This is a genomic window from Sporosarcina sp. FSL W7-1283 (assembly GCF_038003105.1).
Classification (GTDB): domain Bacteria; phylum Bacillota; class Bacilli; order Bacillales_A; family Planococcaceae; genus Sporosarcina; species Sporosarcina newyorkensis.
The window spans coordinates 646,423-662,972 of the sequence record NZ_JBBOOL010000001.1 but is presented as its reverse complement, the minus strand read 5'-3'; the positions used below and the strand labels follow the sequence as shown (position 1 = coordinate 662,972).

Genomic DNA, 16,550 nt, shown 5'->3' with positions numbered 1-16,550 from the left:
ATTTATATTGTTCTTGCGTTTTGTAAGTTGGTTGGGAGTATTATGAGCGCGCAGAAGAGGCTTATGAGCGCGTGGCGGGGGTGTATGAGCGCATGGACGAGGTCTATGAGCGCGAAGCGGCGTTGTATGAGCGCACGGTCGAGGTCTATGAGCGTAAAGCGGCGTTGTATGAGCGCACGGACGAGGTCTATGAGCGCAAAGCGGCGTTGTATGAGCGCATGGACGAGGTCTATGAGCGTAAAGCGGCGTTGTATGAGCGCACTCACGAGGTCTATGAGCGCGGGCTACAGGTTTATGAGCGTTTGAAGCAAATTTATGATCAAGACTCGAAGAAGCGCATGAAAAATCATGCGCTTGCTAGAATGATAAGTTTGTAGACATGGCGAGAAGTTGAGGTGCTAGTTGGTAAATGGAGGTTTTGTTTTTTCCACTCAGTTCTGTGTATGGATTGGCTAACAATCGCTTTGCTATGTGCCGTGAATGAATTCCGCTGAATTGTCTAAACTGACGGTTCGTGAGTTGTGCCCCTTTTATGTAGTACCATTCTTGCAATATGTTTAGATGAGAGACTGCATCTTGATAGCCACATGCTTGGCACCGCCATATCCTCAGCCGCCATTTCATGGTGAGGCGATTACAAACATGACAAGTGACGCCCACTTCAAGCTCTTCTAAGGAAAGTTTATATTTTTGGATGAGTGGGTGGGGTTCAAATACCCGGTGAGCGTGGGTCAGTTCATATGCCAGCCGCTGAACTTGCTTTTCATTCAAAATTGGGGTGTTCATTTCCAGTGCTCGAAGTTTATTTGGCATCTCATAAGAAAATGCAATGCGGTGGGCGGCCATGTTTTCGATAATCAGTTCGTTATTGTACGCGAATACTACAAAATCTGTAAGGGGTACGTCGATTTGTCGCTGTTTCAGCCAGTTACCAAGGAAATATTTTTTCCGTTCCAATTCTTCAATCGGGCTTCTTAGCACAGTCCGCTCCCCAGTCGCCGTTTCCCGTATGAATTGTGTGGGATTTTGCTTAATCTGCAATTTGCCTGCAATGTTCTTGATTTCAAATAGAACGATCACGCTTGGTGTAATGAGTAATGAATCAATTTGGAAATAGACTTGATCTTGTTTTAAATACAAGTCGTGCAAAACAGCATGTGGATAGCTCGGCGCAAACTCCCTTAGTTGATAGTCAAACTCCCTTTCTCCGCCGAATCCTGCTTTGCGGTTGTAAAGGTCTGTGCGTATTTTTTCGTATTTTTGATGGGCAGGCGGAAGTCGTTTCAGCAGTGCATGTTGGGCGATGATCAGTTTAGGTGTGGTACGTGTTTTATAAATCAGATACATTCCCTCCTGTTTAAGTGTTGTAACGCTTATTATAGCAAGAATTCTAGAAGATGGAACATTCTGGATGCAATCCAATTTTGATGCTGAAATTGGAGATGAAATTCAATTTTCAAGATCTATTGTTGGGAGGAAATGATTTTCGCCATCTAGAATGTCGTTGAAGTATGAATTTTCTCTAAAAATGTGTATTTGGACCTACTTGGCGTGAGCGAAGTGGGAGGGGGCTATGAGCGGTTAGGGAGTGTTTATGAGCGCGAGAAGATGAAGTATGAGCGCGGACACGGGGCTTATGAGCGGCCATGGAATTTTATGAGCGCGACTTAAGGTTTATGAGCGCTTGAAGAGGTTTTATGAGCGTGGGAAGATGAAGTATGAGCGCGCACAGGGGTTTTATGAGCGCCAACAGGATTTTACGAGCGTGCTCACCCGCCAGCCAAACAAAAAAACTGCCACAAGGGCAGTTTTATTAGTGCTTGATCAAATAACGCGCGTAGGTCTTCCAGTGAGTACCTTTCCACTTGTCCCATTCCGGTAAATAGAGCGGAAGTGGATGGAAAACAGTCTGGTTATCTAGGTTGCTGTCTAAGTTATCATTCTTTAATGCGACCATACCAGGTTCAGTTCCGCTTGTTAGAATCGCGCGGTCGAGCCAAGTGAATGGTGTTTCGACGATAGTTTGTACTGCTCGACCGTTGTTGTCGAGTGTCCAGACTTTGGCTGTGTCGTTGTGTTTATTCGACAACCAATTCGTTTTGATGCTCGTTGCTTGGTTCGCTTCGTTTGTTTGGATGAACGTGTTGACATTGGTGCCGAATGGCAGTTCCAGTTGTTCGTCATATGGCGCGATGCGTACTTCATAATAGGCCAACGGATTGTCTTTTTGGGTGTTGCCTAGTGCTTTGTATGCTTTTAGCCATTTGTCATCCTGTGCAGGCACTTTTGATACAGAAACGACGGTGCCGCTTAGTGTGGAGATGTCCGCCGGATAGTCCGGTTGGATGCGCTCACGAATTTCCGCAAGCTTTTTCTCGTCTTTTGTCTGCCCCGGTGTACCTTCTGGTGTTTCTTCAACATCGCCATCTGGTTGAAGGTCTTCGTCTTCATTGTTGTCCGTCTTGCCGTCTGGGTTGTCGACAGGCTCGTCCGGATTTTCGATTGAATCATCTAATTCGTTTTGTTCCGTACCGTTTACGTCATCGAATGAATTGCCGTCGACTTCGTGATCCAGGTCGTCGTATTGATCTTCATCAATATAAACGTCTTCGGTTGGCGGCACGCCGTCAGAAGATGTTGCTGCCACTTTGCCTCCCCCGATGCTGCCAACTCCGCCTTCATCGGGAGTTTGCTCAGGATCTTCGGTAGGGGCTTGGTATGGTTCTTGATTTGGATCCTCATTCGGATTTTCATCTGGATCCACTTTCGGAACGAACGGTGTGCGGATCGCTTCATGCTGGATCGTTACAAAGCTGCCAGGTTCAATGTTTAGCCATTCGTCGTGCAATACATATGTGACGATTGTCTGGTCGGTACTGTAAATATCGATCGATGGCGTTGCGCTGTCGCGGTTGATTTTCACGATATAACCGTTGACAGGACTCGTCATAGCGGCCTCAGTCGGCAATTCAGCAATTTTTGATTCGATTGTTTCGATTTGACGTTGGACTTGAGCAAGGTCACGTTCCGCGTCTGCGATAGCTTGCGCGAAGGTACCTTCCCCTATCACCTCGACGTCAACATCGATGTTCACTCGGACTTTCTTATCGTCGTTCGAGTCATAGGCATCGCTGTTGCCTATTGAGCCGCTGCTGTATTTCTGTTCATATTCCAGATCGCTGATGGTCTGGCGGATCGTGGAGACTTGGTTTTGCAATGCCGATAATTCGGCGTTCAGTTGGCTGCGCTGCTGATCAATGTGATCGGTCTTCAATGAAGCGAGTTCTGTGCCGAAGTCGACATTCTCCCCTTCCTGAACGAGCCAGGAGTCAATGGTTTGATCTTCTTTCAAGTAAACAGTATGCAAGTCTTTGGGTGCAATGAACCCTTCCTTATCAAGTTCCTTCGTGTAGTCGTCCGCCGCCAACCGCTCATAGCCGTTGACATAAAATGACTTTGGAATGACACTCTTTTCTGAAAACACAAGGTAGCTGTTCAAAGCGATGAAAGCTGTCATGAGGACCGTCACGATGATATTGCGTAACTTCACCATTTATAGTCCCCCTATCATTAATAGATTTAGCATTTTTTCGACAGGGACAAAGCCGATTGCTGCTGTAAATAACGCAAAGATGATTTGCAATGCGATCAGTAGCCAAATGACATCTTTGCGGATTTCTTCGCCTTCATAGAAGCGAATGAATCGGTATTGCACCGCTACGATCAGCGCAGAGAAGATCGTCAGTTGATTGACGAAAAAGATAATGTACCAGTTTTCAAGAAACGTCATCGCAAGCGGTCCGAATGAAAGAACAGAGACACTAGCTGTTTTGCCTGCTATTGCGAAGACGAGGAAATTGATCGCTTTCTCGAATAATAGCAAGCCCACCACTACTAGTTGTAGTTTCAGCAATGGTTTGAACTGGATATTCGTCAGTTTACTAAGGATCCATGCGACACCCCAGAAGTGAAATGTCATGTAGATGAGCGACCAAAGAATTGATCCGATTAATGCGGCGTAACGGCCGATCGTGTAGTCGTCGGCTGTGCCGTTCGCCAAAATATACGTCATCGTTTCCGTGTTCATTCCCCATATGTCGCGCAGGATGAACAGGATGATGCCTAAAATGAATACACCAAATACGCGGCGTTTAAATCCCGTCACCGTTCCTTGACCGAGTTCGCCAGCGAGCCGGTCTGGATATATCAATGAACGCCAATAACCGTAAGTAGAATACATATGTACTTCTCCTTTACTTCCAACTTGTCCAACTTGTTCGTTCAAATAGTATACGATTCTATCTTTACTTACTTTATCAAAAAATGACGAATTTGCAATGAATGTCTTGCTTTAGAGTGAAATTTAATAGAGGGGGGTGGGATTTTTGTGGCGGATTTTGTATAGGGGAATTTGTGTGCGTATCGGGATTTCCGCTCCAATCCTTAGTTAGCGGGTAGAGACACATAGCAAACTCTATGTAGCTTTTTAAGATCTGTGAAGAAATGTAATTATCATAGTACAAAACTACATCTCTCATTTGTCTAAGTTTAATTGAGTTAAGTGATTCAACTGCTAACAAGCTCACGAGCAATGCTGCTAATTTACTTTGTTCTTAAATTTTGAACTCTAGCAAAAGAAGCCTCACATTATCATATAAAAAGTATAATGAGCTAAACTTAAATACCTCCCATCAAAAATTAGGGATTGGAGCGGCGGGTGGCGACTCCGGCGGGATTAGCGCGACAGGTGAGACCCCACAGGAGCGCAGCGACGAGGAGGCTCACCGCGCGCCCCGCGGAAAGCGTCCACCCAGAGCGCAAATCCCGAACCACAATCCCCTTCCCCATCACTCTGACCAAGCGACACCTTAGCCCTCAGCCTCATTTATTCAAAAAACGCTAGTTCAATCTATCTATTTATTTATCTGAATGTTTCAAAATATATAAAATCGGTTATAATTGGTAATATCGCGGGTATATTAACTAATAAGGAAGAGATGTTCCCCGAAAATATAAAAAGGAGTGATGAGCGATGAATTTGGAGAAGACGATTGAGTTTACGTGGCAAGACTTTGCACTTGGTTTAGGCGGATCGGGAATTTTCGTATTGGCGCTCCATTTCCTGACACTATGAGGATGCGGACGACAACGCTACAGCCTACATAAAAACACCTCGGTTTTGACGCATGCGAGATGCGCTGTCAACTGAGGTGTTTTTTAAATGACATTTGTCAAATCATTCGCAGTCCTTCCATCAACTCCTTAAACAAGAGTCGGTTTTTCGTTTCGAGCGCATAATCTACCATACGTTCCCAATTTTCTTTCTCCAATTGCTCCACCAATCCCTCTGCTTCACGCATACCTTCTTCTTGTAGATGGCCGTCCACTTCCATCACTCCTTCGAGTATAGTCGACAAATGCATATGCAAATCGGAAACTAGCAATAATTGATAAAGTGGGATTCTAATGAACCGACGCCCTCGTTGAAAGACGAATACCTCTCCTAAGTTCTCAATTTGTAAGCTCCTTATATTGATGATAATCTCCTTACCTTCTGCCGGAACAAACTGGTATACTTCATCGTTTTTAATGATCGAGAAATACTGGTAGGCGAATACAAGGCGTAGATGGAACTCTTCCTTACTTGTAAAAAAAGGCTTGATCCGCTGAATGAGCAGCATGTTTTTCTCCCCCTTCATTATTAATTTGAATATTCCGATTACTATTAATGTATCATAAATAGAAGGGTTTTGTGAATGATATGTGTCCATAACCATCCAATATGTCAAGAGAATTTATCCAATGCTGTCATATTTAGATTTCCTGCCGTACTACTAACGTTTCAAGGTTAAAGCAAATGATTTTTGAACCGGTACATGAGAAATATTGTGCTTGGTCAGTTTGCGGGTGATTCTCTCACCGACGTCCACACACGACGGACTGTAAGAAAAGACAATTTGATTGTTCGCGTAATAAATCTCCACTTGATGAAATGTCATCTCACAAAATACCATGTCCTTTAAATAGTAGACTTTCCTGCGTACATCATGAGTCATTATTTCCGAACACTGTTCCACCATTCGGATTAAAGGTAATTCATTGAATTGTATCGTTTCTGAGCTGTTTAAATGGTACTGCAATTGAGGTATATGTAAAATCAATTGCATCTGCTCTATCGCCTCCACCTCCCTTCACATCTCATTTGTCTCAATATTCTCATAACAGTAGGTAAATGGCAAATTTTTAAGTATTTTGGCCCTCTTGCTGTCGAATGCAGTCGATCAAAGGTTGTTAGTATAAAAGTTCACCCGGAATCTCTTGATACCCTCTCAAGCAGTGGCAAAGAGAAGGGAAAAACGTTATAATAGGAGGAATGCTTTCTGAAGGAGTTGATTCGATGCAAATGACGATTGAACGGATTGCAAATTTGCACGAACGTGAAATTGAAGAGTTCATGAACCACATTAAACATACATTTCAGCCGTCTGTGCCGCAACAAGCGGAAATTGTTCGCAAGGCGGCTTCTCTTGTTCGAATGAACGCGATCGGAGCTTATCGCTATACAGAAAACGAGCAGTCGCTGATGGCCAATATTTCGGGTACGGAGTCCGAGTTTGCCCGGTTGTCTTTCCAGTCGATGGAGCCGTATTGCACGTGCTTGAACGACAGCTGGTGCGCGCATCAGATTGCAGTCGTCTTTCATTTGTATTCGCAGTTTCATTCGCTTTCGGATTGGTTGCATAGTTGGCGGCAATCTGATGTGCAGGCACAGCTTTCGATTGCGGAGCGTACGCCGGATGCATGGCTTTCGGCTTTGTCGTTGCTCGTGAAACCTCTTGCCCAGTTGGATCCGAAAGACGGTCCGACCGGATTTTTGCATTATGTTTCCAAAATTGAACAGCAGAAGACGCGGCTTTCTCCTTTTGAATGGGAATGGAAGCCGCTCTTTTCTCTATATTATCAGTTGACGGTGTTACGTGCGGCTTGGCCTTTTTTGAAGGGCGAGTTGGCTTCCAATGATTCGTATCACTATGGCAAGTGGCAGCTGACAATTTGGCTCAATGAGCAGATGTCCGAATTGAAGGCCAGTATCATTCAGCTCAGTTCGAAGTCCAAGCTTTTCGAGACAGATGCCTTCCATACGAAATTGAAGGATTTGATCCATTCATTCGCAGTTGAAGTGGAAGGGTTATTTTCCAAGCGTTTTGAAGCGTTTCGATTGGTCTATACTGTGCTCTATACTGATGAAGCAGAACTCACGGAAGCGCTCGGGCGGTTGGAAAATGAAACTGCAGCGGATGCACCGTTGTTCCGTGCATTCCTTTATTTGACGTCGGGTCGTTTTGACGAGCTTGATCGGGAATTGAATTCATTGGATCCGACCGCAGTGCCGCAATGGCTGGCGTTTGCGCTCTATGCGAAAGAAGACGAGGACTTCGATATTGTCCAGTCGATCATGCTGCAGCTTCTTCCCCATCTTGCGGGACATTATCAGCAATTGGCATCGCGCAATCGTGCGTCTTTTGCGGAAGAAATCGATCAGTTGCTTGCGCTTTCGGATGTGTCGGAAGAACAGCGCGATCAGTTATTTCAATCGTATGGGTCAGAAGCAGGACGAGCGTATGGACAATTTCTTTTTGAACGCGGTCGCTATGAAGAGTGGGCCGCGCTGATGCATTTGACGCGTGGCTCTGTCGACATGATCGATGGTTCACTGTTGAAAACGGCGCTGGCTGAAGATTCGCAAGCGGTGTTCCCGCTCATGCATGCAGAAGCACTGAAATTGGTAAAAGAGAAGAATCGCGATAGTTATCGCCGTGCCGTACGTTTATGGAAACAAATGAAGACGGCCGCCAAACGTGATGGCCGCAATGAATTTTGGAATCGTTACATCAATACAGTCCGCCAGCAATTTCCCCGCCTGCGTGCACTGATGGAAGAAATGGAGAAAGGAAACTTGCTGCTATGACCGATTCGAACATCTTGCAACTTGCCTTGGAATTAACTTTAAAAGAAGGACAGGACGGTGCGTTCCTCATCTGTGCGAATGTCGCAGGCGAATCGAAGATGATTGACGCGGATATGCTTGTGTCCTATCTGTTTTATTCAGATGAACCAACCATTTACGGCATGCTCGTTCCGCAGCGTGACGGCTGGATAGAAGCGACGATCGATGAGTTGCTTCGATTGTTTTCTGGGACAGGACACCCATATGTCCAGTACGCAGGAGCAACAGATGCGGATAACGTGATTTTGGACGGAATCCGTGAGGCCGCGAAACTTTGGCAGGATCCGGCGTTGTTTTCACATATCGAGGCGTCAGCAGAAGGATTGTCGTTTGATATGGGACAGACTGGGCTGTCTGAGCAAGCTGGACGCTATGTGTCGCTTGCGGTGCGCGGTCAGCTTGCTGCGCTTGGTGTGTCGATGGCGGATTTTCCCACCTTGCTTCCCCACTTCCAGCAATATGGATGGCCGAGTGGCGAGACGACAAAGTTGCCGTTTCGTGTGGCGTTGCGCTTGACGGAGCCTGATATCGATGAAACAGAATGGTTGCTTGAGACGGTGCTGATCAACGAGCGTGGGACACAGTGGGTACCAGCTGTCCGGAAAGTGTCGGCTTCGATTGAAGAGGCCTTGCCCGCAAAGCGCAAGCCGTATGCTAAGGATATTCAAGAGCGCCAAGCGGAGATGATCGGGATTTTTCGTTCGGTTGAGTTGCAGGCAGATGAGCAGTTCGTTCATGAGTTTTTAAACGATGCACAAGTTCGTGTGTTCATTCAGGAAGATTTGCCGCTTTGCCAGGCGTTTGATTATCCAGTGATTTTGCCGGCTTGGTTGAAGTCCGTAACGGAGACCAAGTTGAAAATCCGGACTTCTGCCGGGATGCAGTCGTATCGTTCGTCTGCTAGTCTCGATCAGGTGCTGTCGTTTGATTGGCAATTTTCACTGGCGGGCGAAAATATTGACCGGGAGCAGTTTCAGCGAATGGTTGATGAGAACCGCGAGTACATCCGCGCGGGAGATGAGTGGTTTCATTTGGACCCGGCTTGGCTGAAGCGCATTCGGGAGTTGATGGAGCAGGTGGATGACGGCGAGTGGACGGTGAAGGATTTGCTGTTCCATGAAGTGCCGGAAGAAATCGCACCGGTTTTTGATGAAGAAGATGAGGATGATCCGCTCGTTGCGTTTTCGATGCAGCAGTCGTTGCGCCAAGTGATGACGATGTTGCAGGAGAAGAAGGGACTGCCGGAAGTCGCGGTGCCGGGAGCATTGCAGGCGGAGCTGCGTCCATATCAGCAGGAAGGTTTCGAGTGGCTTCATTTCATGCGTGATAACCATTTCGGTGCAGTTTTGGCGGATGATATGGGGCTTGGGAAAACAGTTCAGCTCATTACGTACTTATTGTATGTGCACAATTTGCCCGAGACGGATTCGCCCTCCTTGATCATTTGTCCGACGAGCGTCATGGGCAACTGGCAGAAGGAATTGGAGCGATTTGCGCCTTCTTTGCGGGTACACGTTCATTACGGTGCGAATCGGTCTCGGGATGAGCAGTTCGAGTCGATTATCGCAAACCGTGAAGCCGATATTATTTTGACGACGTACGGTACTGCCACGCAGGACGGCGAGATGCTTTCAGCGTTTACATTCGCCAGCGTGACGATCGATGAAGCGCAAAACATCAAGAACTTGCAGACGAAGCAGTCGCGTGCGATTCGCAGATTGCATGGGCTTCATCATATCGCGTTGACAGGGACGCCGATCGAGAATCGTCTGTCCGAGCTGTGGGCCATTTTTGATTTCATTCACAAAGGATATTTAGGCAGCTTCCGTAAGTTCAGCGATGAATTCATCGTGCCGATTGAGCGGGATGACTTGGAGGCGGAGAAGCGGAAATTGCGCGCCCGCATTCAACCGTTCATGATGCGACGGACAAAGAATGATCCGGAGTTGCGCTTGAATTTGCCGGAGAAGTTGGAACAAAATGAGTATGTTCCACTCACAACGGAACAGGCGGCGCTATACGAGAGCTTTGTGGATGAGACGAAGTTCAAGCTTGAGACGTTAACTGGCTTTGAGCGCAAAGGCTTGATTTTGAAGATGCTCAGCCGACTGAAGCAGCTGTGTAATCATCCAGCGCTGTTCTTGAAAGAGCCGCAAGCTCCGGCAGCCGAATTGACGAAGCGTTCGAATAAAATGGCGCGGATCGTCTCGATGGCAGCGGAAATCGCGGCGAACGGCGAGCAATGTTTGATCTTTACGCAGTATATCGGCATGGGTCAAATGCTGCGTCAGTGTTTGTCAGAACTGCACGGAATCGATGTGCCGTTCTTGACGGGCAGTATGCCGAAAGGCCAGCGGGATGCATTGGTGGACGCGTTCCAGAACGGCGAGTTCCCAGTTTTCATTCTGTCGCTGAAGGCCGGTGGTACCGGATTGAACTTGACGCAGGCGAATCACGTGCTGCATGCGGATCGTTGGTGGAACCCGGCTGTCGAGAATCAGGCGACGGACCGTGCTTACCGGATCGGTCAGACCAAGTTTGTGCATGTGCATAAATTCGTGACGGTCGGAACGATTGAGGAGAAGATTGATCAGATGCTTGTGGAGAAAGCCGCTTTGTCTGCCGATTTAATTCATTCGAGTCAGTGGCTGACGGAGTTGAATGATCGGGAGTTGGAGGATCTTTTGACGTTTAATTGAGTTGGGGATGGCTTTTCAGAGGGCGGTTTAGTTCGGAGTGGCTCGAGAATGGTGCGGTTCGAACGGCGTTTGGTTCGGTCCGCACCGGGATTGGTGCGGGGCGAGCGGTGTTTGGTTCGGTTCAGAACCAGATTGGTTCGGTCACGACAATGTTTCGCTCACTCCCAACCAGTTGTGTCTCCAAAAAAGACCTGTATCGTATGTGGATACAGGTCTTTTCTTAGGTTTTATTTTCGATCGGCGGAGAAGAAAAAGGGGTTGGATCGAGTTGTTTCCAAGTAGTTCAGACGTTCGTTCAAGTTGGCGATGATGCGGATGAGTTGGCCTACCTGGTTTTCGAGGCGCTGGATGTCGTCCTGGTATTTCTTTTTGGAGATAGGCAGTTCGGTTGTGAATGATTGGGCTTTTTGCTTGGCTGCTGTTTGGTGGCGTGCTGGCATTCATGTCCACCTCCTTTCTGTCGTTTGAATGGTATGTATTCCGCCAGCTCTGTTTTGGAAGTGGTCTCCAAACCGTTGAGCGGCGGATGATTTGGCGTAAATTGTATTCAGTCCCTTTGCTGAATATTTTCTTGGATATCAGGGGTCCCCTCCCCTTCATCCGGACTTTCTTAATACTGGCGAATATGCTTGTAGTGTCTTTCCATTTTTCTCTTTTCTCGTATTGCTCTTCAATTGTGTATTTCCCCATCTTCTCTTCAAGAATTGATCATTAGCGAAAAGTGTCCGGTATGGCGGCGTTTATGCCTCTACATCTCCCCCTTTCTTGAGATTGTTTAGTGAGTATTAGAAAATAGGTAGTGCCGAATCGCTTGCTGTGGTTTCGAAACGTGCGGGCTCTGCAGTTGAAGGCGTTTTCATTTCTGCTGTGCTCGCCTTCGATGATCTTGATAGAAAACGGATGTCATCGCACACCACTTCGGTTACATAGACTTTGGTCCGATCTTCACGTTCATAATTACGGGTCTGGATACTGCCACTGACGCCTACGAGTGAACCTTTGCCGCAGTGACGGACGAGATTCTCGGCGGTCCTTCCCCAAACGGAACATAAAACAAAATCCGTCAAGACTTCTCCGCTGGCGTTTTTAAAACTGCGGTTAATGGCGAGGAAGAATGTCGTATTGACTCGTCCTGATGTGTGTTCCTTGAGCACGAGGTCTTTGGTGATACGCCCTACTAAAGCCACTTGGTTCAAAGTTTGTCCCTCCCTTCATTGGATTGCCCCTATCGTATGACAGATGGAGTACTTCTGGCAAAGTAGCAAAAATGAATTTTGAGATTGTTTATGAGATCGTTTTTCAGTTTTCATTTAGCCATTTTTGAGAGGTTTGGCGGAGCGGTCAAGTTTTAAGCTGATTTGGTTTTAGGCATTATTGAATTTTCGAGTGTTCTGAAGTTTTTATGCTATACTGAGGGAAATTGTACCGAGGTGAGTCGAATGAAAACGTTTAAAATGCTGTCCGTGGAGGTAGTACAGGACGATGGAGTGCTTCCATTTCCTTTATATGATGGAATTATCATCAACCAGGAAAACAGTCATCGTCTGTGGGTGCTGGAACTGTTTATTGATGAAAAATATAAAGACATAATGGAGCAATGGAAGGTCGAGAAAAAGGTGCTGACGGCTCGCGTGGTTATTTCGTATCCGGGAAATGAGCCTGCATCTTTCATTGTCGCGGTAGAGGATTGGAGGCAGATCGGTGACCGGATCTCAGTGTTGATGAAGGGCCGTCTGAAGCGCGCTCGTTCGAAGTATGCCGAGCATTTGCTGGAGGAATTACTGGAAGACGGTTTTGAAGGTGATGAGCTGCTGGAGCAGTTTGAGACAGGAATGTGGGATCGGCCGAAGTTGAGGCGCGATCAGATACCGCCGGAAGATTGAATGTTGTGAGCCGTCACTTGGTTGTTGCGGTTTTTTTGTGTATGTATGAGCGCAGGGAGTATGATTATGAGCGCACATGAAGGCTTTATGAGCGTGGATAGCGGAGGTATGAGCGACAAAGACAAGTTTATGAGCGCGGAAGGCAAAGGAATACCATGTTATAAGCACATAAAAACGGCTCCTGCCATTAGCGGGAGCCGTTTTTGACAGCTGGCGTATTATCGGTTGTAATCTTTACGATCTTTATCGCGAATAACGCCGTCAGGAGCTGTGTCGTTGCCGTTCGTGTTCCCTTGGATGGTGTTGTCGTCACGCGCACCACGGTTGCCGTTTTCCCCGTCCAGGAGACCATCTTCCCCATCAAGGAGACCTTCTTCTCGGTTAAGATTATCTTCCAGAAGGTCATTGTTGTTGTTCTCCATGGAGCCTTCACGGTCGCGGTTCATGACGCCGCCATTGTCACGATTGTTGTCATCGAGACCATCAAGGTTCGGTCCCATGCGCTCGTTGCCATTCGGCGTACGGTTGTCTCGTTCCACGTCTTGCATCGGTGTTTCATTATTGTCTGGAAGAGCGCCGTTGTTCGTATTACATGCCGTTAGGACGAGTGCGGAAGCGAAGACTACAGGCAATGCTTTTTTGATCATAAAAAAGTTCCCTCCTTTTTTTACAAGCTGTCAATCATACATGGTGGTACGATCTTTGTTAGCTTGTGCGAAAAGAAGGGAACTATTCATTCAATTATTTACGCTGCTCCGCTCTTGCCTCCAATAAACTTTGGACGTACAGAGCTTCTGCTTTACAGCCATATTCATAATGAGTGTTCAGCTGTTCTTGCAAGATTTCGATTAGAGCGATCTGCTCTTCAGAAGGCGGCTCGTTGAGGATTCGGATTAAAACTTCCTCCACTCGTTGTGCCAGTTCCTTATGAAATTGTGGATCTGCTTTGATCTCATCAGGAATTTTTTCATACCAAAGTGCTTTGGTTGTAATGTATTCCCGCCAATTTGCGTAAAATTGTTCTATGTCGTATTGATCTTCCGTCCAACCGATATCGCTCATATATTGCTCGAATGATTGCGAAATGGAACGGGTAATACTGCTTTTTATATTTGGAGAAAGCTTTTTAAACATGCTCTTTTGTAACCTCCCACTGTATGCCGTCGCCGACAATCCAATGTTCATTGTATCAAATTTTCACTTCCGTGCAAACTGTAATTAACGTTCTTGTACAGGACCTAGTGCGAATGTGATTTCCGTTTCACACGCCACTTCGCCACCGACAGTTGCAATTGCTTTTCCTTTGCCGATTGATCCGCGAAAGCGAACGATCTCGACTTCCAAGCGCAGTGTGTCACCTGGTGTGACTTGGCGCTTGAATCGGCAGTTGTCAATACCTGCGAAGAATGCAAGGCGTCCTTTGTTCTCTTCCTGTTTTAGAAGGGCTACTGCGCCGACTTGCGCAAGTGCTTCAACGATGAGTACGCCGGGCATGACTGGATAGCCTGGGAAGTGGCCGTTGAAGAATTCTTCGTTGATCGTGACGTTTTTCAATCCGACGGCACGTTTTCCTTCTTCTATTTCTTCAATGCGATCGACCAATAAAAATGGATAGCGATGCGGGATGATTTCTTGAATTTGTTGGGCTGTTAGCATTGGAAAATTCTCCTTTGTTCGAGTATGTCTCGTCAGCTATATTTTTATTCGTATCGGGACCAAATCAGAAGTACTGGCGCCGGGATTTACACTGCGGGCGAAAGCTTTCCGCCCCAATTCCTAGATATCTTGTAATGAAAATTCAGTGCCTATATCCGAAAATCATTTCCCATTCATGATATCAAAAATATGTTTCCAGGTTTCTTTTTGGAAGACATCGCCTGCTGAGCCGTCTCCTACGACGCTGAAGCCTATGATTGCGCCCAAGATGGCGGCTATGGCTATTGAAACGAGTAGAATCAGTAGGCGCAGCCAGATCGGGAACATGCGGACTCGTACCCATTTTAGTTCGCCGACTGGAGTTTCCGGTTGTTCGCTTTGATCTTTGCGTGGCCATTTGGCTTTGATCCGTATCCAGAAGTTGGCGTCCGAATCTGTCTGTTTTTTTTGTCGCTCTTTGCGTACGACAGGTGGATTGGCTTCAGATGCTTGCTTGGCGGATTCACTTGGCTGAGGTAACTGCTTTTCAGTTGTCTGTTTTTCATCTGTCATAGTCAGTACTCCTAGTGCACGCTTAGCGGATGCCATTGATAAGACCTAGCATTTGATCGGCCAGCGTTACAGAACGCGCATTGAATTGATAGGCACGCTGCGTCGCAATCAAATCTGTCATTTCTTTTTCATAGTTGACGTTGGATGTCTCGAGTGCACGGTTCTGCAAGCCGATCTGACTGCGTGCTACTCCTGTCATTTCTGTCAGTAAATCGTTAGCTTCGAGACCAAGTCCCGTCATGTCTGCAGGTAATCCGAAGTTTGTGGCAGACAGCCGCACCATGGAATCCGGCTTTTCAAGTACTGTCACACCAAGTTCGAAAGTCTGGTTGCCGCCTGGTTGGGTTATTTCGAGCAAGCCATTCGGATGGACATTGTAATTCGTTGCTTGACCGGAAAAGACGATCGGACGGCCTGCGCTATCCGCCACTGGAAGTCCTTCTTCGTTGACCAGCATGTTTTGTCCATTATCCATCGGCGATACATAAAAGTTCCCTTTACGCGAATAAATGATTTCTTCTCCGCCTTCAGTCGGTTGAATCAAATTAAAATATTGCTTTGGTTCCGTTAAGGCAAAGTCCAGCTGACGGTCCGTCACTTGAACGGATCCAACCTTCCAGTTCATTTGTATACTTCCGAGCATTGCACCGCTGCCGATGCGGATTCCGTCTTCCGAACGTCGATCTGCCCGGTCTGCTTTGTCATTGTTCATTTGCTGAAAAAGCAGTTCTTGAAATTTGGCATCGGATGATTTATAGCCATGTGTCGCCGTGTTGGCCAAGTTATTGCCGATTAAATCCAGGCGATGCTGTAGCTGGTTCATCGTATTGACAGCTGTTGTCATTGTGCGAATCATTAAAGGTGACTCCTCTCTTGCTTGGGGCATCTATATTCGGTGGTCATTAGTTCACGCGCCCGACTTCATTGACCGCTTTTTCCATACTGCGGTCGTAGGCTTGCAGAATTTTTTGATTGGCTTCGAATGCTCGATAGGCCGTCAGCATTTCCGTCATCGTACGGCCTGCGTCGACGTTAGAGCCTTCAATGAAACCTTGCTGTATCGAGTATGTGCCGCCCATCGGAAGAGGTTGTCCATCCGCAGTGGTGAACAGGCCGTTATCTCGCTTCGACAAAGTATCCGGTTCTGCAGCATATGCGATTCCCAGTGTTGCAGCTTGCGTATCGCCGGTGAATATGAAGCCTTCTTCCGTGATGCGAATGTCGTCATTCGGCAGTTCGATTCGATTGCCTGTCGCATCTAGTACATAAAGTCCGGATGGGTTCGTTAAGTAGCCTTCCGCATTGACGGTGAAATTACCGTTTCGTGTGTAGTATTGATCGCCATTTTCGCCTTCCAACGTAAAGAACACCGTACCCGCTACACCTGTCTCTTCATTGACATCCATCGGTCCGTCAATCAGTGCCACATCTGTCTTCAATTCCGTTTCCCTTAGCTGTCCTTGGGCAAACAAAGGCAAGGTCTCCTGCATATAGACACCTGTCGACAGTCCTCCGACCGGGTTCAGTCCTTTGAAACTCAAACCTTTTTCCGTCGGCACACGTGCCGCATCGAGACGAGACATGAACATTTCGGGAAATGCCCGAATTGTCGACTGCTCCGCTTTGTAGCCAGGTGTATTGGCGTTGGCCATATTATTCGCCAACATTTCCGTCCGACGCTGCTGGGCGATCATGCCCGATCCTACTGTGTAAAAGCCACGAAACATTTTATTTCACTCCTTTTCTTTCCGT

At 47.0% G+C, this 16,550-nt stretch carries 17 protein-coding genes; 4 read left to right on the top strand and 13 right to left on the bottom strand.

The annotated features are described in order from the left end of the window. Positions 1-92 precede the first annotated feature (92 nt). On the top strand, positions 93-377 hold the full coding sequence (locus MKY93_RS03175) for a hypothetical protein (RefSeq protein ID WP_340758208.1): 285 nt from the start codon (positions 93-95) through the stop codon (positions 375-377). Here the strand turns inward: MKY93_RS03175 and MKY93_RS03170 are convergent. The 5 genes from MKY93_RS03170 to MKY93_RS03150 form a co-directional block, all read right to left on the bottom strand. Beyond that, entirely contained in the window at positions 358-1,347 is a 990-nt protein-coding gene (locus tag MKY93_RS03170; RefSeq protein ID WP_340758207.1) for a nuclease-related domain-containing protein, read from the bottom strand. The two genes, MKY93_RS03175 and MKY93_RS03170, sit on opposite strands and share 20 nt — an antisense overlap. Positions 1,348-1,813: 466 nt before the next feature. Continuing rightward, positions 1,814-3,553 carry a hypothetical protein gene (locus MKY93_RS03165; protein ID WP_340758206.1) on the bottom strand — a complete coding sequence of 580 codons (1,740 nt, stop codon included), beginning with the start codon at positions 3,551-3,553 and terminating at the stop codon, positions 1,814-1,816. Further along, positions 3,554-4,240: a hypothetical protein gene (locus tag MKY93_RS03160; RefSeq protein WP_078817051.1), complete on the bottom strand. Its 687-nt coding sequence runs from the start codon at positions 4,238-4,240 to the stop codon at positions 3,554-3,556. A 991-nt stretch (positions 4,241-5,231) separates the two neighbouring features. Beyond that, positions 5,232-5,681, bottom strand: coding sequence for a transcriptional regulator (locus MKY93_RS03155; RefSeq protein WP_078817050.1), 450 nt, complete (start codon positions 5,679-5,681; stop codon positions 5,232-5,234). Positions 5,682-5,834: 153 nt separating this feature from the next. After that, positions 5,835-6,167, bottom strand: a complete 333-nt coding sequence (locus MKY93_RS03150; protein WP_078817049.1) for a hypothetical protein — start codon at positions 6,165-6,167, stop codon at positions 5,835-5,837. A 206-nt stretch (positions 6,168-6,373) separates the two neighbouring features. On the opposite strand from MKY93_RS03150, the gene MKY93_RS03145 reads away from it, so the two are divergent. Both MKY93_RS03145 and MKY93_RS03140 read left to right on the top strand, forming a co-directional pair. Next, on the top strand, positions 6,374-7,969 hold the full coding sequence (locus tag MKY93_RS03145; protein WP_340758205.1) for a hypothetical protein: 1,596 nt from the start codon (positions 6,374-6,376) through the stop codon (positions 7,967-7,969). After that, positions 7,966-10,707 carry a DEAD/DEAH box helicase gene (locus MKY93_RS03140; protein ID WP_340758204.1) on the top strand — a complete coding sequence of 914 codons (2,742 nt, stop codon included), beginning with the start codon at positions 7,966-7,968 and terminating at the stop codon, positions 10,705-10,707. Before MKY93_RS03145 ends, MKY93_RS03140 begins: the two co-directional genes overlap by 4 nt. A 227-nt stretch (positions 10,708-10,934) precedes the next feature. Here MKY93_RS03140 and MKY93_RS03135 read toward each other — a convergent pair whose 3' ends face one another. Beyond that, positions 10,935-11,147 (bottom strand): hypothetical protein, encoded by a 213-nt coding sequence (locus MKY93_RS03135; RefSeq protein WP_340758203.1) that lies wholly within the window; start codon positions 11,145-11,147, stop codon positions 10,935-10,937. 345 nt (positions 11,148-11,492) lie between these two features. Further along, the gene (ssb, locus tag MKY93_RS03130; RefSeq protein ID WP_340760895.1) at positions 11,493-11,894 is read right to left on the bottom strand and encodes a single-stranded DNA-binding protein; all 402 of its coding nucleotides are present in this window, start codon (positions 11,892-11,894) and stop codon (positions 11,493-11,495) included. A 252-nt stretch (positions 11,895-12,146) separates the two neighbouring features. On the opposite strand from ssb, the gene MKY93_RS03125 reads away from it, so the two are divergent. Further along, positions 12,147-12,590, top strand: coding sequence for a YwpF family protein (locus MKY93_RS03125; RefSeq protein WP_009766181.1), 444 nt, complete (start codon positions 12,147-12,149; stop codon positions 12,588-12,590). 218 nt (positions 12,591-12,808) lie between these two features. Here the strand turns inward: MKY93_RS03125 and MKY93_RS03120 are convergent, their stop codons facing one another. The 6 genes from MKY93_RS03120 to MKY93_RS03095 form a co-directional block, all read right to left on the bottom strand. Then, on the bottom strand, positions 12,809-13,222 hold the full coding sequence (locus MKY93_RS03120; protein ID WP_139365945.1) for a hypothetical protein: 414 nt from the start codon (positions 13,220-13,222) through the stop codon (positions 12,809-12,811). 109 nt (positions 13,223-13,331) lie between these two features. Further along, positions 13,332-13,724 (bottom strand): hypothetical protein, encoded by a 393-nt coding sequence (locus tag MKY93_RS03115; RefSeq protein ID WP_340758202.1) that lies wholly within the window; start codon positions 13,722-13,724, stop codon positions 13,332-13,334. 84 nt (positions 13,725-13,808) lie between these two features. Beyond that, on the bottom strand, positions 13,809-14,246 hold the full coding sequence (gene fabZ, locus MKY93_RS03110; RefSeq protein WP_009766185.1) for a 3-hydroxyacyl-ACP dehydratase FabZ: 438 nt from the start codon (positions 14,244-14,246) through the stop codon (positions 13,809-13,811). Positions 14,247-14,408: 162 nt separating this feature from the next. Then, positions 14,409-14,798: a DNA-directed RNA polymerase subunit beta gene (locus MKY93_RS03105; protein WP_340758201.1), complete on the bottom strand. Its 390-nt coding sequence runs from the start codon at positions 14,796-14,798 to the stop codon at positions 14,409-14,411. Positions 14,799-14,820: 22 nt separating this feature from the next. After that, the gene (locus MKY93_RS03100) at positions 14,821-15,654 is read right to left on the bottom strand and encodes a flagellar hook-basal body protein (RefSeq protein WP_340758200.1); all 834 of its coding nucleotides are present in this window, start codon (positions 15,652-15,654) and stop codon (positions 14,821-14,823) included. Between the two features lie 46 nt (positions 15,655-15,700). Continuing rightward, positions 15,701-16,525: a flagellar hook-basal body protein gene (locus MKY93_RS03095; RefSeq protein WP_340758199.1), complete on the bottom strand. Its 825-nt coding sequence runs from the start codon at positions 16,523-16,525 to the stop codon at positions 15,701-15,703. Positions 16,526-16,550: the final 25 nt, after the last annotated feature.

Coding starts and splice junctions, on each gene's coding strand:
- MKY93_RS03150 (WP_078817049.1), bottom strand. CDS start 6,167: ATGCAATTGATTTTACATATACCTCAATTGCAGTACCATTTAAACAGC.
- MKY93_RS03105 (WP_340758201.1), bottom strand. CDS start 14,798: ATGACAGATGAAAAACAGACAACTGAAAAGCAGTTACCTCAGCCAAGT.
- MKY93_RS03145 (WP_340758205.1), top strand. CDS start 6,374: ATGCTTTCTGAAGGAGTTGATTCGATGCAAATGACGATTGAACGGATT.
- fabZ (WP_009766185.1), bottom strand. CDS start 14,246: ATGCTAACAGCCCAACAAATTCAAGAAATCATCCCGCATCGCTATCCA.
- MKY93_RS03170 (WP_340758207.1), bottom strand. CDS start 1,347: ATGTATCTGATTTATAAAACACGTACCACACCTAAACTGATCATCGCC.
- MKY93_RS03160 (WP_078817051.1), bottom strand. CDS start 4,240: ATGTATTCTACTTACGGTTATTGGCGTTCATTGATATATCCAGACCGG.
- MKY93_RS03100 (WP_340758200.1), bottom strand. CDS start 15,654: ATGATTCGCACAATGACAACAGCTGTCAATACGATGAACCAGCTACAG.
- MKY93_RS03165 (WP_340758206.1), bottom strand. CDS start 3,553: ATGGTGAAGTTACGCAATATCATCGTGACGGTCCTCATGACAGCTTTC.
- MKY93_RS03175 (WP_340758208.1), top strand. CDS start 93: ATGGACGAGGTCTATGAGCGCGAAGCGGCGTTGTATGAGCGCACGGTC.
- MKY93_RS03125 (WP_009766181.1), top strand. CDS start 12,147: ATGAAAACGTTTAAAATGCTGTCCGTGGAGGTAGTACAGGACGATGGA.
- MKY93_RS03095 (WP_340758199.1), bottom strand. CDS start 16,525: ATGTTTCGTGGCTTTTACACAGTAGGATCGGGCATGATCGCCCAGCAG.
- MKY93_RS03135 (WP_340758203.1), bottom strand. CDS start 11,147: ATGCCAGCACGCCACCAAACAGCAGCCAAGCAAAAAGCCCAATCATTC.
- MKY93_RS03140 (WP_340758204.1), top strand. CDS start 7,966: ATGACCGATTCGAACATCTTGCAACTTGCCTTGGAATTAACTTTAAAA.
- MKY93_RS03115 (WP_340758202.1), bottom strand. CDS start 13,724: ATGTTTAAAAAGCTTTCTCCAAATATAAAAAGCAGTATTACCCGTTCC.
- MKY93_RS03155 (WP_078817050.1), bottom strand. CDS start 5,681: ATGCTGCTCATTCAGCGGATCAAGCCTTTTTTTACAAGTAAGGAAGAG.